This is a genomic window from Rhodococcus sp. Q, assembly GCF_005503035.1.
Lineage (GTDB): Bacteria > Actinomycetota > Actinomycetes > Mycobacteriales > Mycobacteriaceae > Rhodococcus_G.
Map to the genome: position 1 here is coordinate 15,594 of NZ_SCOY01000022.1, position 17,623 is coordinate 33,216.

Annotated in this window: 15 protein-coding genes; 10 read left to right on the top strand and 5 right to left on the bottom strand. The window is 69.7% G+C overall.

The genetic code is table 11. The features are described 5' to 3' along the window. Positions 1 to 6: 6 nt before the first annotated feature. Both FFS72_RS18675 and FFS72_RS18680 read right to left on the bottom strand, forming a co-directional pair. Positions 7 to 1,035 (bottom strand): glutathione S-transferase family protein, encoded by a 1,029-nt coding sequence (locus FFS72_RS18675; RefSeq protein ID WP_137875330.1) that lies wholly within the window; start codon positions 1,033 to 1,035, stop codon positions 7 to 9. A 52-nt stretch (positions 1,036 to 1,087) separates the two neighbouring features. Next, positions 1,088 to 1,774 (bottom strand): GNAT family N-acetyltransferase, encoded by a 687-nt coding sequence (locus FFS72_RS18680; protein ID WP_137875331.1) that lies wholly within the window; start codon positions 1,772 to 1,774, stop codon positions 1,088 to 1,090. Positions 1,775 to 1,870: 96 nt separating this feature from the next. On the opposite strand from FFS72_RS18680, the gene FFS72_RS18685 reads away from it, so the two are divergent. Genes FFS72_RS18685 through FFS72_RS18705 form a run of 5 tightly spaced genes read left to right on the top strand, consistent with a single transcriptional unit; the run spans position 1,871 to position 7,215 of the window. Then, the gene (locus FFS72_RS18685) at positions 1,871 to 2,464 is read left to right on the top strand and encodes a PadR family transcriptional regulator (RefSeq protein ID WP_137875332.1); all 594 of its coding nucleotides are present in this window, start codon (positions 1,871 to 1,873) and stop codon (positions 2,462 to 2,464) included. A 31-nt stretch (positions 2,465 to 2,495) separates the two neighbouring features. Continuing rightward, entirely contained in the window at positions 2,496 to 3,998 is a 1,503-nt protein-coding gene (locus tag FFS72_RS18690) for an MFS transporter (protein ID WP_137875333.1), read from the top strand. 5 nt (positions 3,999 to 4,003) lie between these two features. Next, positions 4,004 to 4,801 carry an enoyl-CoA hydratase/isomerase family protein gene (locus FFS72_RS18695; RefSeq protein WP_137875334.1) on the top strand — a complete coding sequence of 266 codons (798 nt, stop codon included), beginning with the start codon at positions 4,004 to 4,006 and terminating at the stop codon, positions 4,799 to 4,801. Between the two features lie 15 nt (positions 4,802 to 4,816). Then, entirely contained in the window at positions 4,817 to 6,217 is a 1,401-nt protein-coding gene (locus tag FFS72_RS18700; RefSeq protein WP_137875335.1) for a DUF1254 domain-containing protein, read from the top strand. A 32-nt stretch (positions 6,218 to 6,249) separates the two neighbouring features. Next, positions 6,250 to 7,215, top strand: coding sequence for an adenosine deaminase (locus FFS72_RS18705; protein ID WP_137875336.1), 966 nt, complete (start codon positions 6,250 to 6,252; stop codon positions 7,213 to 7,215). Between the two features lie 3 nt (positions 7,216 to 7,218). Here FFS72_RS18705 and FFS72_RS18710 read toward each other — a convergent pair whose 3' ends face one another. Further along, positions 7,219 to 8,529, bottom strand: a complete 1,311-nt coding sequence (locus FFS72_RS18710) for a D-arabinono-1,4-lactone oxidase (protein WP_137875337.1) — start codon at positions 8,527 to 8,529, stop codon at positions 7,219 to 7,221. Positions 8,530 to 8,606: 77 nt separating this feature from the next. On the opposite strand from FFS72_RS18710, the gene FFS72_RS18715 reads away from it, so the two are divergent. The 3 genes from FFS72_RS18715 (at position 8,607) to FFS72_RS18725 (ending at position 11,208) form a co-directional block, all read left to right on the top strand. Further along, positions 8,607 to 9,248, top strand: a complete 642-nt coding sequence (locus tag FFS72_RS18715) for a TetR/AcrR family transcriptional regulator (protein ID WP_137875338.1) — start codon at positions 8,607 to 8,609, stop codon at positions 9,246 to 9,248. A 50-nt stretch (positions 9,249 to 9,298) separates the two neighbouring features. Continuing rightward, the gene (locus FFS72_RS18720; RefSeq protein WP_249353399.1) at positions 9,299 to 10,510 is read left to right on the top strand and encodes an amino acid deaminase/aldolase; all 1,212 of its coding nucleotides are present in this window, start codon (positions 9,299 to 9,301) and stop codon (positions 10,508 to 10,510) included. Between the two features lie 152 nt (positions 10,511 to 10,662). After that, positions 10,663 to 11,208, top strand: a complete 546-nt coding sequence (locus FFS72_RS18725; protein ID WP_137875340.1) for a PadR family transcriptional regulator — start codon at positions 10,663 to 10,665, stop codon at positions 11,206 to 11,208. A gap of 36 nt (positions 11,209 to 11,244) precedes the next feature. Here the strand turns inward: FFS72_RS18725 and FFS72_RS18730 are convergent, their stop codons facing one another. Further along, complete coding sequence (locus FFS72_RS18730; RefSeq protein ID WP_137875341.1) at positions 11,245 to 14,739, bottom strand: TM0106 family RecB-like putative nuclease; 3,495 nt, start codon at positions 14,737 to 14,739, stop codon at positions 11,245 to 11,247. Between the two features lie 121 nt (positions 14,740 to 14,860). Between FFS72_RS18730 and FFS72_RS18735 the strand changes: the two genes are divergently transcribed. Continuing rightward, positions 14,861 to 15,490, top strand: coding sequence for an alpha/beta hydrolase (locus FFS72_RS18735; RefSeq protein WP_137875342.1), 630 nt, complete (start codon positions 14,861 to 14,863; stop codon positions 15,488 to 15,490). Further along, positions 15,487 to 16,236, top strand: a complete 750-nt coding sequence (locus FFS72_RS18740) for a maleylpyruvate isomerase N-terminal domain-containing protein (RefSeq protein WP_137875343.1) — start codon at positions 15,487 to 15,489, stop codon at positions 16,234 to 16,236. Before FFS72_RS18735 ends, FFS72_RS18740 begins: the two co-directional genes overlap by 4 nt. Positions 16,237 to 16,341: 105 nt before the next feature. Here FFS72_RS18740 and FFS72_RS18745 read toward each other — a convergent pair whose 3' ends face one another. Beyond that, complete coding sequence (locus FFS72_RS18745; RefSeq protein ID WP_137875344.1) at positions 16,342 to 17,526, bottom strand: PucR family transcriptional regulator; 1,185 nt, start codon at positions 17,524 to 17,526, stop codon at positions 16,342 to 16,344. Between the last annotated feature and the right edge of the window lie 97 nt (positions 17,527 to 17,623).

Genomic DNA, 17,623 nt, shown 5'->3' on the forward strand with positions numbered 1-17,623 from the left:
CGGGGCTCAGCGGGCCCAGTGCTCCGCGGGCACGACCTCGGCGGGCTTCGGGGGCGGCGGGGGAGTGCCGTCCCCGAACGGCCTGCCGCCCAACGACTCCCGGCCGTGGGGCGTCAGCCAGCCGGACAGGTCGGGGCCCTTCGGCACGATCTGTGTCGGATTGATGTCGGTGTGCACGATGTAGTAGTGCTGCTTGATCTGGGTGAAGTCGACGGTGTCGCCGAATCCGGGTGTCTGGAAGAGGTCGCGCGCGTACGCCCACAGGACGTCCATCTCGTCGAGCTTCGACCGGTTGCACTTGAAATGGCCGTGGTAGACGGGGTCGAACCGCACGAGTGTCGTGAACAGGCGGACGTCGGCCTCGGTGATGGTGTCGCCCACCAGGAATCGCTGAGTGGCGAGGCGGTCCGACAGCCAGTCGAGTCGCGCGAACAGGCGATCGAAGGCGCGTTCGTACGACTCCTGCGATCCGGCGAACCCGCACCGGTAGACGCCGTTGTTGACGTCGCGGAACACCAGGTCGGCGACCTCGTCGATCTCGGCGCGCAGGTGCTCGGGGTAGAGGTCGGGGGCGCCGGCGCGGTGATACTGCTTCCACTCCGTCGACAGGTCGAGGGTGATCTGCGGGTAGTTGTTCGTGACGACCTGGCCGGTCGGGACGTCCACGATCGCGGGAACGGTGATGCCGCGCGGGTACTGCGGGTCGCGGGCGAAGTAGGCGTCCTGGAGTCGGGGGATCTTCAGGACCGGGTCGACGCCGCCCGGGTCGAGATCGAAGGTCCAGCTGCGCTTGTCGTGGGTGGGTCCGCACATGCCCATCGACAGCACGTCCTCGAGGCCGAGCAGTCGACGGACGATGATCGCCCGGTTCGCCCACGGGCACGCGCGGGCGACGACGAGTCGGTAGCGGCCGGGTTCGACGGGGTATCCGTCGCGTCCGTCGGCGGTGATCCGGGTTTCGATGTACCGAGTGTCCCGGACGAATTCCTGGCCGGGGTCGATGTAGGCGCCACTGGTGCTGTTCTCTTCGGTCACCCCGGCTACGTTACGGCGCACGAGGTGGTCCGTCAGGTGATGACGCGTGTGTTCAGGACAGGGCGACTTCGGTGACCGAGCCCAGTTCCTCGTATCCGAGGTGTGCGGCGAGCCGGCGGGACGCGGTGTTCTCGGGGTGGCTGCTCCACTGCGGGATCATGCCCTCGTCGATGGCGTCGTTGGTGCACAGTCGCCCGGCGACCGATCCGTGTCCGTGACGACGCAATTGGGGTGCGGTCAGGACTCCGATGCGCGCGACGATGCCCTGCCACTCGTCGTAGCCTGCGCCCGCGAGCGGCCTGCGGGTCTCGTCGACGACGGTGAACCAGGCGCGGCGACTGGTGAGGCGTGCTTCGGCGACGTCGTCGGGTGGGCACAGCGCCTCCAGCGTCTGCACGTGCTGCAGGTCGTGGGAGACGAGCGGGTCCTCGGCGTCGACGTCGCTGCCGACCTGTCCGGCGAACGCGAGCAGGCGGGGGCCGGCGACGCGGCCACGGTGGTCGCGGGTGAGTTCGACGAGCGTCGCGCGCGCCGCGAGGGTGTCGTCGTCGAGGTCGGCGGCACGGTCGAGCAGCCATTCGGGTCCGACGAGGGCACTCGCGTCGCCGAGACGGACGAACCGGACGGTGTCGGGGTCCGGTCGTACGGTGCGGGTACCGGGTCGGCGTAGTGCGTCGTGCGGCAGGCCGAGTTCCCGGCACCAGGCGAGGGAGACGATGTCGAGTTGGTGCGAGTCCACACGTCGACGCTATCGGTACCGGGGTCGGGGGGCTTGCCGCCCAGTTGCTCCACGCCGTATATTCCGTCTGGACTATTTGATGGAAGGGAGGTGACCGTGACGGTCACGCCTCTCGCGATCACCGTCCTCGCACTCCTCAACGAGCGCGACATGCATCCGTACGAGATGGTCCAGCTCCTCCGGCAGCGACATCGGGACCGTCTCGTCAAGCTCCGGCCGGGCTCGCTGTACCACACGGTCGCCCGCCTCGACCGCGACGAACTGGTCGCCGCCGTCGGGACGGACCGCGACGGCAACCGGCCCGAACGGACCACCTACGCCATCACGGACACGGGCCGCGACCAGCTGTCCGGGCGGGTTGCCGAGATGCTCGGGACCCCGACCCGCGAGTACCCGGAGTTCACCCTGGCGCTCGCCGAGGCGCACAACCTCGACTGCGACACCGTCGTCCGGCTGCTCCTCGAACGCATCGCGCTGCTCGAACACGATCTCGACGTCCTCGACGCCTACCGTGCCGCGGTCAACGCGCCTGGCAAACCGCGGGCCTTCTGGCTTCACGTCGACTACCAGCGCGCGATGACGCGAACCGAGATCGATTGGCTGCTCGCGACCGTCGACGAACTCCGCAGCGGCGAACTGCCGTGGGTGGGACCGGACGGATGTCCGACGCCGGCCCCGCAACAGACCTGACCCGCCTCACCCGACAGACAGGGAACGAACCATGACAGACACCGAGATCGCCCAGCGCACAGACATCAGGCCGTGGCCCGCGCTGTGGGCGCTGTGTCTGGGCTTCTTCATGATCCTCGTGGATTCCACGATCGTCGCGGTCGCGAACCCGGCGATCATGGAAAGTCTGGAAACCGACATCAACAGCGTCGTCTGGGTGACCAGCGCATACCTTCTCGCCTATGCGGTGCCACTGCTCATCACCGGCCGCCTCGGTGACCGCTTCGGGCCGAAACGCCTCTACCTCCTCGGCCTGACACTGTTCACCGCGGCCTCGCTGTGGTGCGGTCTGTCCGGCAGCATCGAGATGCTGATCGTCGCACGCGTGTTCCAGGGCTTCGGTGCCGCGTTGATGACGCCGCAGACGATGGCGGTCATCACGCGAATCTTCCCGCCCGACAAGCGCGGAACCGCGATGGGTCTGTGGGGCGCCGTCGCGGGCGTCGCGACTCTGGTGGGCCCGCTCGCGGGCGGCGTTCTCGTCGACGGTCTCGGGTGGCAGTGGATCTTCATCGTCAACGTTCCGGTCGGCATCATCGGGTTCGTGGCCGCGATGCGGTTCGTCCCGACGCTCGAGACGCACGAGCACAAGTTCGACATCCCCGGCGTGATCCTCAGCGCCACCGGCATGTTCTTCCTTGTTTTCGGTCTGCAGGAGGGCAACACCTACGACTGGTCCGCGCGGATCTGGCTGATGATCGCGGGCGGCATAGCGCTGCTCGGGGTGTTCGTCTGGAACCAGTCCCGGAACCGGGACGAACCCCTCCTGCCGCTGGAGCTGTTCCAGGACCGGAACTTCTCGCTCGCCAACATCGCGATCACGTCGATGGGCTTCGCGATCACCGCGATGGTGCTGCCGCTGATGTTCTACGCACAGGCGGTGCGCGGCCTGTCCCCGACGGGCTCGGCGCTGCTGATGGTTCCGATGGCGGTGCTGACCGGGGTGCTCGCACCGAACGTCGGCAAGCTGGTCGACCGCGCGCACCCGCGCTACATCGCCGCGCCCGGCTTCCTGATGCTCTCGATCTCGCTCGGCTGGCTGGCGCTGGTGATGAAGCCGGACACCGCGATCTGGGAGTTGCTGCTGCCGATCGCGCTGATGGGCGTCGCCAACGCGTTCATCTGGTCGCCGCTCGCGGCGACCGCGACCAGGAATCTGCCGCAGCATCAGGCGGGCGCGGGATCGGGCGTCTACAACACGACACGGCAGGTGGGCGCGGTGCTCGGCAGCGCCGGCATCGGTGCGCTCATCACCTCCCGTCTCACCGCGAACGGCGTGCCCTCGGGTGGCGGCGCGCACGAAGGCATGGCCACCGCGATGCCCGACTTCATCAAGGACGGATTCAGTTCGGCCATGAGTCAGTCGGTGCTCCTTCCCGCCGCCGTCCTGCTGGTTGGTTTCGTTGCGTCACTGTGCTTCTCGCGTCCCACGAACAACGCCGGCTGGGCCCCGGCCCGGGAATCGGAGGATCGGCCCGACCCTGTGGCAGGCTGACATCCATGACCGACACCGCCCGCCCCACCCGGCTCGAACGCATCACCACCGACGCAGGCGCGGAGGTCGCCGTCCTGACGTTCGACGACGGGGCGCTGAACCTCTTCGATCGCGCGATGTTCGACTCGCTCACCGCCGACCTCGACGCGCTCACGGCGGCGCCGCCGCGAGCCGTGCTGCTGCGGGCCGAGGGGCGGGTCGTGTCCGGGGGTGTCGACGTGCACCTGTTCGACGGGCTCACCGAGGAGCAGGGCGCAGAACTGTGGCGCACCCTGTTCGCCGAGATCATCCACCAGATCGAGGCGTTGCCGTGCCCCGTCGTCTACGCGGCGCACGCCCTGACGCTCACGGCGGCGTTCGAGATCTCCCTCGCGTGCGACATCGTCCTCGCCGCGCCGAAGGCGAAGTTCGGTCTCGTCGAGACGGTCGTCGGGCTGACGCCGTCGATGGGTGGTCCGCAGCGCCTCGCCGAACGTGCGGGGTCGGGCCGGGCGCGTGAATTCGTCATGACGGGCGACCTCTACGACGCCGAGACGATGCGGTCCTGGGGAGTGGTCAACGCGATCCACGACGACGTCGACGCCGCGGCGAAGGCGCTCGTCGTGCGGCTCGCCGACGGGCCGACGCGGGCGCACGCCGCGACCAAACGGATCATCGAGGCGTGGCGGTCCGGTGGTGTGGCGCACGCGGATTCGATCACTCCCGACGTGTCCGGCACACTGTTCGGCACCGAGGACCTGCGCGGGGCCGTGCGCAGCTTCCTCGAGGTGGGACCAGGAAAGGCGCACTACACCGGCCGGTGAATCTAGAGTGTCACCATGGGTTGCGAGGTGCGACGGCGGTCGTTCATCCGGATGGTGGCGGCGACGACGGCCGGAATCCTCGGTGCTGCAATGATCGCCGCGTGTGGGGCGTCCCCCGAGGACGCCGCGGCAACTGAGCAACGCGACCGCGCCGAGACCGCCGCCGACGGCTTCGTCTACGGGTACGCGCCAGTGGTGCTGACCAGGACGCGGGCGAACATGACCTGCCTGTTGCCGATCAACCAGCTCTACAACCAGCCGCAGATGTCGGGACCGGATTCGCGGACCGTCGTCGCGCCCAACGTCGACACCCTGTACTCCGTCGCCTGGCTCGACCTGAGGTCGGGGCCGATCCTGCTCGCACATCCGGACATGGGGGAGCGGTACTTCGGATTCCAGCTCCTCGACATCTACAGCAACGTCTTCGCAAACATCGGGACCAGGGAGACCGGCTCGTCCGCAGGGTCGTTCCTGATCGTGCCGCCGGGCTGGACGGGTGCGGCGCCGGACGGCACCGCCGCCGCCGTCGTCGTGGAGTCTCCGACCTGGGACGCGTGGATGATCGGACGGACCCTGGTCGAGTCCATGGACGACCAGCCTGCCGCGCAGGCCGCGCAGAAGCAGTACTCCATGCGGGTGGTCGGCCCCGCGCCCACGACGACGCCCCCGCCGTTGCCGCCGAACGACTGCGGGAACAACCCCGCTCCGCAGGCAGTGGCCGCGTCGGGTCCGGAGTTCTTCGACGAGCTGGCCGCGGTCCTCGCCGCCAACCCGCCGCCCGAGGCGGATGCGCCGCTGCTCGAGGAGATCGCGCAGCTCGGCGTCACACCCGGAGCGACGCCGAGCACGGGTGATCCCGAGGACGTCGCCGCGCTCGCGTCCGGAGTGGAGATCGGCGGTCAGCGCCTCGACGACCTGATCGCCGAGGGCTCGGACGGCCCTGCCGGATCGTGGACCACCCTCGAGGACGCCGGGCGGTACGGCACCGACTACCTGCACCGGGCGACGGTCGCGAAGATCGGTCTCGGAGCGAACGTGCCCGAGGAGTCGATGTACCACGTCACCCGCGAGGACACGGACGGCGAGACGCTGCGGGGGTCGACGGGTTACGCGCTGCACTTCGACGCGGATCAGCTGCCGCCGGTCGACCCGAAGGGATTCTGGTCGATCACGTTGTACGGGCCTGACATGTTCCTCGTGCCCAACAGCATTGCCCGCTACTCGATCGGGGACCGGACCCCCGGACTGGTCCGCGGTGACGACGGCTCGCTCGACGTCTGGATCTCCAGTTCACCGCCGCCGGAGGGAAGGACGAACTGGCTGCCCGCACCCGAGGGGGAATTCGTCCTCATGCTGCGCGCCTACCTGCCGACCGACCAGTCCTGGTCGCCGCCGGCCGTGCAGCCAGCCGAATGACACGACCATCCGAACCGACACGACGGGAACCCGTGATGACACCGCTCGCAGAACTGCACATGCACATCGAGGGATCGCTCGAACCCGAGCTGATTCTCGAACTGGCACAGCGTAATCGGATCGAGCTACCGTACGCGGACCTCGACGACCTGCGCTCCCGCTACGAGTTCACCGACCTGCAGTCGTTCCTGGACCTGTACTTCGCGAACATGGCGGTGCTGCGGACCGCCCAGGATTTCGCCGACATGACCCGCGCCTACTTCGAGCGCGCCGCCCACGCCGGGGTGGGGCATGCGGAGATCTTCTTCAACCCGCAGGCACACACGGCGCGGGGCGTTCCGCTGTCCGAGGTCCTCGACGGTCTCGCGGACGCGGTCTCGGCGAGCGAATCCGAGTTCGGTGTCACCAGTGGTCTGATCGCGGGGATCCTGCGTGACCGTCCCGTCCCGGAAGCCGACGCCCTGCTGACCGACCTGCTGGCGGTGGGAGCGCCGATCATCGGGATCGGGTTGGACTCGGCGGAGGTCGGATATCCGCCGTCCCTGTTCGTCGACGTGTTCGCGCGGGCCCGCGCCGCCGGGCTGCACGTGGTCGCACATGCCGGGGAGGAGGGCCCGCCGGACTACATCGTCCAGGCGCTCGACCTGCTCGGTGTCGAGCGGATCGACCACGGCATCCGCTGCCTGGAGGACCCGGATCTGGTGCGGCGTCTCGCCCGGGAGCGGATTCCGCTCACCGCGTGCCCGCTGTCGAACGTCCGTCTGCGCGTGATCGACTCGCTCGCCGACCACCCGCTGCGGGCGATGTTGGCTGCCGGGCTGAACGTGTCGGTCAACTCGGACGACCCGGCCTACTTCGGCGGCTACGTCGACGACAACTTCGCCGGCCTCGTTGCCGCGATCGGCCTCACCGCCGAGGAGCGGGAGACGCTGGCGCACAACTCGATCCATGCGTCATTCGCGAGCGAGAGCCGCAAGGCCCAACTCCTCGGCGGCTGATTCTCAGCCGAGTACCTGCTGCAGGTAGGCGTTGTCGAAGACCCGCTCCGGGTCGTACTTGTCGCGGACCGAGCGGAACTCGTCGAAGTGACGGTAGGTCGGACGTAGGTCGGCTGCGGTGCGCGAATGCATCTTTCCCCAGTGCGGGCGCCCGTCGGCGGCGCGGGCGATCGCCTCGACCGCGTCGAAGTACGGACGGTGGTCGCGGCGGTGGTACTGGTGCACGGCAACGTACGCCGTGTCGCGGCCCGACGCGGTCGACATCCAGAGGTCGTCGGCTGCGGTGAAGCGCACCTCGACGGGGAAGGCGACGGTGAATCCGGACGTCTCCAGCCACCGGTCGATCTCGCGCAGCGTCTCGGGCAGGGCCTCGGCGGGGACGGCGTACTCCATCTCCCGGAACCGGACACGTCGCGGCGACGCGAACACCCGGTAGCTGCGATCGACGAACTCGCGCGCGCCCAGCGCGCGGGAGGTGACGTCGTTGATCTTCGGGATCGCCGACGGCACGCGGGTGGCGACCCGGTTGACGCCCTCGAAGAGCGTGTTGGACAGGAGTTCGTCGTCGATGAACGAGCGCACCGCGCTCACCGGCTTGGGTGAGGCGTCGACGGGCAGGCGGGTGTTGTGCTTGGTCAGCACCCGGTCGGTGTGCGGGAACCAGTAGAACTCGAAATGATCGGTCCCCTGGATGTGCTCGTCCAGGTTCGCCATCGTCTCGCTGAGGCGTGCGGGTGCCTCGACGGCACGCATCATGTAGGCCGGTGCGCACTGCAGGGTCATCTTGGCGATCACGCCGATCGCACCGAGTCCGATACGGGCGGCGTGGAACAGCTCGGGGTTGTCCTCGAGGGAGCAGTCGACGATCGCGCCGTCGGCCAGCACGATCTGCAGGGCTCGGACCTGGGTGGCGAGGCCGCCGAACTGGGCGCCGGTTCCGTGCGTTCCGGTGGCGATCGCGCCTGCGATCGACTGGGCGTCGATGTCGCCGAGGTTGATCATCGCGAGGCCGAGGTCCCACAGTCGCGGGTTGAGCTCGTGGAGGCGGGTGCCCGCGAGCGCAGTCACGAGGGCGCCGTCGGCGTTCGGCACCACGGATTCGATGCCCTGCAGGTTGTCGAGACTGATCATCACGCCGTCGGTCACAGCGATGGGGGTGAACGAGTGGCCCGCGCCGACGCACTTGACGTGCAGGCCCTCACTCGCTGCTCGTGTGATCTCGGAACTCAGTTCCGCGACGGAACTCGGCGTGGCGAACCGCCGCGGGGTGGCACCGGCGCTGTTGGCCCAGTTGTGCCAGGTCTGTGAATCCATTCACTCACTATTACCTGGACGTCCGTCCAGGTCAACACTTCACACGGATTCCCATCCGGACGTTTTACGATTGTCGAATGCTGAACAGGCTCCCGGCGGACGAACGCCGCGCACAACTCGTGGAATCGGCGATGGGTATCGCGGAACGGGGTGGAGTCAGCTCCGTGACCATCCGTGCTGTCGCCGAAGACGCGGGGGTGTCCCTCGGTGTCGTGCACTACTGCTTCGAGAGCAAGGAAGCGCTGGTCGCGGCGATGGGCGAGGCGCTCGTCCTGCAGCTGAGCCAGGCACTGCGGTACGCGTTCGGGCAGGCGCGCACCGAGGAGGCGCAGAGCGGTCCGCGCGGACTTCGGGAACTCCTGCACAGCGGACTGTCCGCCATGTGGCCGATCATCGAGGCGACGCCGAACCGGCAGTTGCTCACCTATGAGATCACCGCCTACGGGCTGCGGCAGCAGGCCGCGGGCGCCGAACTCGCCGGTTCGATCGCCGCGAAGCAGTACGCGACGATGGACGCCGAGGCCGTCGAGTTCCTCGAGCGCTCCGTTGAACATGTCGGGATGCGGTGGACCGAGCCGGTCGCCCACCTGGCCACCTTCGCGCTCGCCGTCATCGACGGCATCGTCCTGCGCTGGCTCGTCGAACGAGACAGCGAAGCGGTCATCGCGGAGTTGGACGACCTGGTGCAGCTGGTCACCGGCAAGGCCGTCGAGGTCTGAGAGGGCAACTCGTCATGGACAGTCGTCCAACTCGATGGTTGACTGCTTCCGTGTCCGCGACAATCGACCGCCCTGCCCCTGCCGAAACGACCACCGAGGCGGTCGTCGCCCGGCTCGACGCCGCGACCAGCGCCTTCGACGCGCCGTTCGCCGCCGTCCACCTGCCGACGCTCGACGCCAACGCCGCCGACCTCGTGCGACGCGCGTCGGGGACCCCGATCCGGGTGGCCAGCAAGTCCGTACGCGCCCGCGCGGTCCTCGAACGTGCCCTCGGGGCCGGACTCACCGAATCCGGTGGTTTCCGCGGAATCATGGCCTATTCGCTGCGGGAAGCGCTGTGGCTCGTCGAGAAGGGCGCCCGGGACGTCCTGATGGGCTATCCGACGGTCGACCGCGCGGCCCTCGCCGACCTCGCTTCCGACGCGGACGCCCGGCAGGCGATCACGTTGATGGTCGACTGCGCCGAGCACCTCGACGTCATCGCCGCCGCGGGGGCCACCGGTGCCCGGCTCTGCCTCGACGTGGACGCCTCGCTGCGCATCGGACCCGTGCACCTCGGTGTCCGCCGTTCGCCGCTCCGCACCCCCGACGCCGCCGCCACGCTCGCGCGGGTGGCCGCTTCCCGCGGCTTCGCGGTCGTCGGCGTGATGTTCTACGAGGCCCAGATCGCCGGCCTGCCCGATTCCAGCGCCGCCGTGCGACTGGTGAAGAAGGCGTCCGCGTCCGAGTTGTCGACTCGCCGCGGCGCGGTCGTCGACGCCGTGACCTCCGTGGTGGGTCGGCTCGAGATCGTCAACAGTGGTGGCACCGGTTCGCTGGAGGTGAGTTCGGCCGACCCTGCGGTCACGGAGGTCACCGCAGGATCGGGTCTGTTCGTCCCCACCCTCTTCGACCGCTACCGGGCGTTCACGCCGCGCCCGGCGATGTTCTTCGCGCTCGATGCCGTGCGCCGCCCCACCCCGAAGATCGCGACGCTGTTCTCCGGCGGCTACATCGCGTCCGGTCCGGCGGGCGCGTCCCGGGTGCCGACCCCGGTGTGGCCCGCGGGCCTCAAGTTGCTCCGTAACGAGGGTGCGGGCGAGGTGCAGACGCCGGTGACGGGTCTCGCGGCGTCCGCGCTGCGGATCGGCGACCGGGTGTGGTTCCGGCACGCCAAGGCGGGCGAGCTGTGCGAGCGGTTCACCGCCGTCCACCTCGTCGACGCGGGCGGCGCGGTCACCACGGTCCCGACCTACCGTGGTGAGGGGCAGTGCTTCGGCTGACTGCCGCCGCGACAGGTCGGGACGGGAGTCGTCCACCTTCGAGCCGAGCCGGACGTCGACCCCGGTGGGATACGGCGGCGGGAACATCCTGTCCAGCAGAGGCGACTATTCAACTTGGTGAATAGTTGCAGTTGGTCGCCTACCATGAGGGCATGGCGCTCCAAGACGCGATCCTCGCCGCCCTGACCACGGGCGAGTACTCGGGATACGACCTTGCCAAGTCGTTCGACGTGACCGTCGCGAACTTCTGGACCGCCACCCCCCAGCAGCTCTATCGCGAACTGGACAAGATGCAGGAAGCGGGCCTCATCGTCGCCCGAACCATCGAGCAGGAGAAGCGGCCCAACAAGCGGATGTACACGCTGACCGACGCCGGCAGAAGCGCGCTGCGTGACTTCGCCTCGCGGTCACCGAAACCCACTGCCATCCGCGACGAGTTGCTGGTTCAGGTCGAGGCGATGGACACCGAGACCGCCCCCGCGGTGCGGGTCAACGTCCAGCGCATGCTCGAAGCGTCGGAGGCGAAGCTCAAGCGATACGAGAAACGACGCGAGCACCTCTTGGCAGGCCGGACCGAGAAGTCGTTTCTCGCCGCCGGCGTGAGCATCGGGTCCTACCTGACGCTGGCCCGAGGTATCGCCTTCGAGGCCGAGAACGTGCGCTGGTGCGAGTTCGTTCTCGCGGCCGTCCCGGAGTGACCGGGCAGATGGCGTAGCCATCCGCGAACGCCTCCGTCAGACGCTGTGGTGCGTGCGCAGGAACGCACCGAGTTCGGTCAGCCCGGCAGGTGTCGTCGGCAGGTAGTCGGTCAGCGAGGGGGAGCGGACGATCACCGCCCGCCACATGCCCCGGGACAGGGCGACGTTCAACCTGTTCCGCGACAGCAGGAAGCCGATCCCGCGCGGAACGTCCGCGGCCGACGACGCAGTCATCGACACGAACACGACCGCGGCCTCGCGGCCCTGGAACTTGTCGACGGTCCCGACGAGGACGTCGCCGAGTCCGGCGGCCGTCAAATGCGCCCGGATCAGCGTGACCTGGGCGTTGAACGGCGCCACCACAAGGAGATCCGACGCGGTGAGTGGACGCGGCTGTGCGGCTGCGGACGCGGTCCACCGGGCGCCGATCAGTGCGGTCGCTGCCGCCGTGATCGCCGCCGCCTCCTCCGGCGACGAGGTCGAGTTGCGCACGTGGTCGACGAGGTGGGCGTGGACGCCCGGCTCCACTCCGTCGAGATGCCGCGCCCTGGTCACCGATTCCTTGGAGTGCAGCCTCCCGTCGTACGACAACGCCGACACCGGCGCACACACATCGGGGTGCATCCGCCACGTGACGTCGAGAAAATAGCCGAGTTCCGGCGGCAGCGCGCCGTGCTGGATCAGGCCGAGTTCTCCAGCAGTGTCCCCGTGTGCCAGCCAGCCGAGTGCCGAGGTGTCCACGGGCTCGGGATGGATGCCCTGACTGACCTGCGGCAGCTGTTGCGGATCCCCGAGCAGCAGCAGGTTCCGTGCCGAATTCCCCACGGCGACCGTGTTGGCGAGCGCGAACTGTCCCGCCTCGTCGACGACCAGCAGATCCAGGCTTCCCGGGGGGACGCGGTCGGAATGCGCGAAATCCCATGCGGTGCCGCCGATCACGCAGCCCGTCGATTCGTGCTGACGGAGGAATTCCGGGAACCCGCTCGGATCCAGCTCGGTCCACTCCGGGGCCGCGGTGACACCGGAGCCGGGCTTCTTCGCGACCCGGTCTCCGGGAACACCCGACCGGACGACGGCGTCGAGCATGTTCTCGACCACCGAATGCGACTGCGCGACAACACCGACCCGCCAACCGTGCCGGGTGACCAGGTCCGCGACGACGGCTGCGCCGGTGTGGGTCTTGCCGGTACCGGGCGGGCCCTGCACCGCCAGGTACGAATCGTCGAGGTCGAGCAGTGCCGCGACGATCGCAGGAGCGCGGTTGTCGGGATCGGCGACGGGCAATGTCGCGCCCGACAGGGTCCGCGGCGGAATCCGCCGCAGAATGTCCACTGCCGCCGTGCCCGGCATCGACGGCAGCGCGGCCACCATCGCGGACGCCTGCTCGGCGATCGACGCCTCGATCCGGCGGGTGGGTACCGGGCGTCCGGGCGCGAGCGCCATCGGGACGGGATCGTGGGTGCCCTCGCCCTGCAGTTCCTCGACGATCACCACGTCCCGCGGGTTTCCGTCCGGTCGCGGCTCCGAGTCGAGTGCCACGACGGTGACGCCCGCGGTGCCGCGGGAGCCGGCATCGCCGAAGCCGACACCCGTCGCGGCGTCGTACAGCGCGAACGGCGAATCGCCGACCCGCACCGTCGATCCGGTGCCCCACGCGCCGACGAGCCGGATCCGACGGCGGAGCTTGCGCTGCCGAGGGGTGCTCTTGTGCCAGTCCTCCACGACCGTCGCCGACTCGACGACCAGCACGTCGGCGGTGCCCGACCATTCGTCCGTCGGAGCCGTCAACCGTTCGAAGTGCGCCCACCAGAACGGTTTCCGCTCGCGGCGGTGGTAGCCGAGCGCCGCCGCCATCAGTGCGGCCGCCTGCTGGTCCGAGGACCGCGCACCCGCCAGTGCGTCGCCGACGTGCGCGCGCAGCGCCACCTCGCTCGGGTCGGGCTCCTCGACGGTGACGTCCAACGCCTCCTGCACCGGGTGCGGTCGCACCCCGCGGTCGGCGGCGAGACCGAGCAGCCAGTCCCGCAGCCGGAGCGTCGACAGGCAGTCGTACTCGTTGTAGGCCGCGATGCCCTTCAACAGGACCGCGGCGTCGTCGCCGCGGCCCGCGTCCCGCAGATCGCAGTAGTCGGCGTACGCGACGATCGACCCGCCTGCGTCGGTGACGTCGCCGCTGCGCAGCTGATCGCCCATGTACAGCGGCTCGAGCTTCTTGATCGAGTACGACGGCGCACCGACCCGGACCGCACCCCGCACCACCGGGTAGAGGTCGACGAGGACGTTGTCCCGCAGCAGGGTGTCGACGGCGTCCTCACCGACCCCGTACCGTCCGGCAAGCCGTAGTAGTGCTGTCTTCTCGTAGGCTGCGTAGTGGTAGACGTGCATGTGCGGGAAGCGTTTCCGTCGTTCCGTGACGTAGTCCAGGAAGTCCAGCAACGCGCGTCGCTCCTGCTCGCGGTCGTGCGCCCAGAACGGCCGGAACGTCCCGTCCGGTTCCATCACCCCGAACAGGTACTCGAGACCCCAGTCGGTCGAGCCGTTCTCCGCCCACAGCGGATCGCCCTCGAAGTCGAAGAAGATGTCGCCCGGGTCCGGCGCGGGCACCCCGGCGAGCGCCGCACCGCCACCGATCACCTCGAAGTCGGGCTCGCCGGGTTCGGAGCGGACCTGCACCGCCGCCTGAGCGCGCAGCGAGTCGAAGGTCGCCGACGTCATCCCGTGGACCGGCCGATCCGCCGCCGCCAGCGCGTCGATCGTGGTGATGCCGCCGCGAATCAGCGTCTCGCGCTGCGTCGACCGTAGCCCCGCGACCAGCACCAGGTCGCGGCTGCGCGTCACCTCCGGCGTGCACGACTCGCAGCGCCCGCAGGCGCGGACCGCGCCCCACGACACCGGCGTCCCACCGCGCCGGTGGTCGTCGAGAAGCCGGGCCAGCGCGTCGCGGCGCCGCTCGAACACGGGCGTCACATCGGCGAGGGGGACGCTGACGGTGGTCTCGTCACCCAGGACCAGGCCGGCCGTCGGGGCGGTCGGGATACCGGACCGGCGGAGGGCGTCGGCGTACGCCGCGAGCTGCAGCAGTGCGGGAACCCGCGCATGCCGCGACAGTTTGGTGTCGATCACCTGGTAGCCGTCCTCGCCGCGGACCAGGAAGTCGCAGAACCCGAGGAATCGGCCGCCCAGAGTCGTGCGCTGAAAGAACGTGCCCTGGTAGATGACGTCCGCGCCTGCGTTCGCGGCGTCGAGGGTCGCCGTCGCGGCGGCCGTCAGCGCCGCGCCGACGAGTTTCGGTCGCTCGATCACGACGACGCCGTCACCGAACCGCTCCCGATACCCGACCAGGCGTCGATGCTCGTGTGCGTCGCCGAGCGCGGACGTCCGGGCCAGCATCGGGTCGGCGCCGTCGGCGGCGTCCGCCACCTCGCCGCGGCCGAGTTTCGCATCGAACCGGCGGAGCAGCGCGAACTCGCAGTCCGCTGCCCGCGCCAGGTCGCTGGTGCTGTGCACGATGTGGTCGTCGAGGAGGAACACGGACCGACTATGGCAGAGACCACCGACGGTACGGTGGCGGAGCGTCCGGACCCCCGGACCCGACGAAGGGAGACCGGACCGTGGCACCGAGCACGTGGGCCGCCCGCGATAGGGACGTCTCGTGACCGGCTCCCGATTCTTCGACGGCGCATCCGGGCAGGTCCACCACCGCCGCTGGCCGTGCGCGGATCCCGTCGCCGGACTCGTGTTCCTGCACGGGATGGGTCAGCACACCGGGCACTACCACCGATTCGCGCGGGCACTGGGCGCCACCGGGATCGAGATGTGGGCGCTCGACCACGTCGGGCACGGGCTCAGCGAAGGCGAACCCGGCGAACCGGGACCGATCGACGACCTCGCCACCAACGCGCTGCTGCTCGCCGACATCGCCGAAGGCGACCGACCCGGACTGCCACTGGCGATCATGGGGCATTCCCTCGGCGCCGCCACTGCCGTGGCGGCTGTGAACCGGGCACCGCTTCGGTTCGCGGCGGTCGTCCTGTGCGGGCTGCCCCGCGCCGCGGCCGCGAACCCCGACGCCGTCGCGGGTGTCCGGTGCCCGGTCCTCGTCGTCCACGGCCTCGACGACCGACGCGCCCCTATCGACGGCGCCAGGGCATGGTCGGCGGCGGTGCCGGGTGCCGAACTGCGGGAGTACGAGGACGCAGGTCACGATCTGCTGCACGAGCCGGTACATCGCCGCGTCACGTCCGACGTCGCCGCGTTCATCCGGTCTAGCGTGCAGGCATGACTCCGGACGAACACCTCGCAATGTTGCGCACCGAGGGCATGCGCCTCGCGGCGATGCCGCCCGATGCTCTCGACGCACCCGTACCCACCGTCCCCGGATGGACGCTGGAGCGGGTCGTGCGGCACACGGGCCGGGTGCACCGCTGGGTGTCGGCAACCCTCGCGGCAGGCCCGGATGCGTCGATGGCGACGTCCGCATCGGCCGAGTCGTTGCCACACGGGCGCGACTGCCTGCCCGCGTACCGGGACGCGCTCGACGAACTGCTCGCGGAGTTCGACAAGCACGATTTCGATCGGCCCGCACCGACATTCACCGGCCCGGGAGCCGTCCGATTCTGGGCGCGCAGGCAGGCGCACGAAGTCGCGGTGCACCGGGTGGACGCCGCGGACGCGGTCCATGCCGCTGGTGGCTCTGCTCCCGAACCCGTCGACTCGCTCGGTGCCGCGGACGGCGTCGACGAATGGGCGCGGCTCGTCCTGATCCGCGCACTCCCGGAGGTGCCCACCCCACTGCACGGGAAGACGGTCCACCTGCACGGAACCGACACCCCGGACGCCGAGTGGCTGCTCACGTTCGGCCCGGACGGTGTGAAGGTCGAGGCCGGACACGCGAAGGGTGACGTCGCAATCCGCGGCACCGCCCAGGAGTTGCTGTTGACGATGTGGCGGCGCCGACCCCTGGCCACGCTGGAGATGTTCGGCGACACCGACGTCGCACACCGGATGGTCGACGCCGCGGTCATGTAGAGCCTGTCCGTCGACGACGGATTCCTGGTGAGTGAACGAGCCGCACTGCGAGAAGTCCGCCACCGAGTCAGGTGGTGGCCTCACGGTGCTGTCCTGGATTCGCGCTCACTCCTGCCCGGTGCCGAGCAGCCGGTGGGCGCACAGCCCCACGTACAACTCGGCGGCGTGCACCGGATCGACGAAATCTCGCCCCGTCAGTTCCTGGATCCGGCGTAGCCGGTACAGCACGGTGTTGCGGTGATAGTGCAGCTTCGCGGCGGCGGCCGCGGTCGAGCCGCGGGCAGCGAACCAGGCGTCGAGGGTCGTCAGGAGGTTGTGCCGTTCGTCGGGGGGCAGGTCCAGCACCGGACCCAGGACCTGACGGGCGGCGAGTTGCCCCGCGTCCGGCTGCCGGATCACCAGCAGTGAGACCGGAACCGAGTCGAAGCGCGTCGGTTCGCCCACGCCGTCGGGCGCGCAGCTCCGGGCCAGCCGGGCCTGCTCCACCGCCTCCCCGATGCCGCCCGGCCGAGCGAACCCGCGGCTCACCCCGATCGCTGCACCGCCCATCTCGCCCAGCGCTGCGTCCAGTGCCGCCGCGGCCGGCGCCCACAGCAGGCCGAGGAGTCCGTCGACCTCGGTGTCCCACACCGAATCGATGCCGATCCCGGTCAGCCTCGATCGCAACGTGTCCGCCGACGGGCATGACGTCGAATCTCGAACGGAGACAACAAGAAAAGCTGCCCTCTCGGGAATGCGGAACGCCCGCACCGCATCCGCGACGCCAGCAGGATTGAGGGCGTGGTTCGCGAACAGCATCCGGATCAGCCGCCTGCTCGCCTCGACGTCCTCGCGAGCCCGCCTGTCGGCCGCCTCCCGGTAGGCGTCGGCCGCGGCGTCGGAGTAGACGTCGACCAGCGCCCAGACCTGCGCGGCCATGTCCAGCAGCCACTGGCTGGCACGCCCGTCCGCGCGCGCCGTCAGTTCCTCCCAGATCAACCGCCCGCCGAGCCGGAAGGCGTGCAGCAGCGCGGCCAGCGACACGCCCTGCTCCGCCTTCATCCGCCCGGCCGTGCGGGCCGACTCCAGGCGCACCGGCTCGGTGCCGTCGAGGTTCGCGAGCATCGAGGACAGGTTGTCCCAGCACGCGAACCGCAGCTGCTCCGGCGTCAGCAGCGAGGCGTCGGCGTAATCCTGCTCGGCCGCCACGATGCGAGCGACCAGCTCGTCGGCGAGATCGTCCACCGAGGCGCGCATGTCGTGCAGCAGCTCGGTGGGGGTGGGCGGAGCGAGTTCGGGACTGACGGACATCGCCCCAGGGTAGCCGTCCCTGGGTGACCCACGCCACAGCGACTTGTGCGGTCGCACAACCAGGCCGTCGACTTCGGCGCCGTCCGCCTATGGCGCG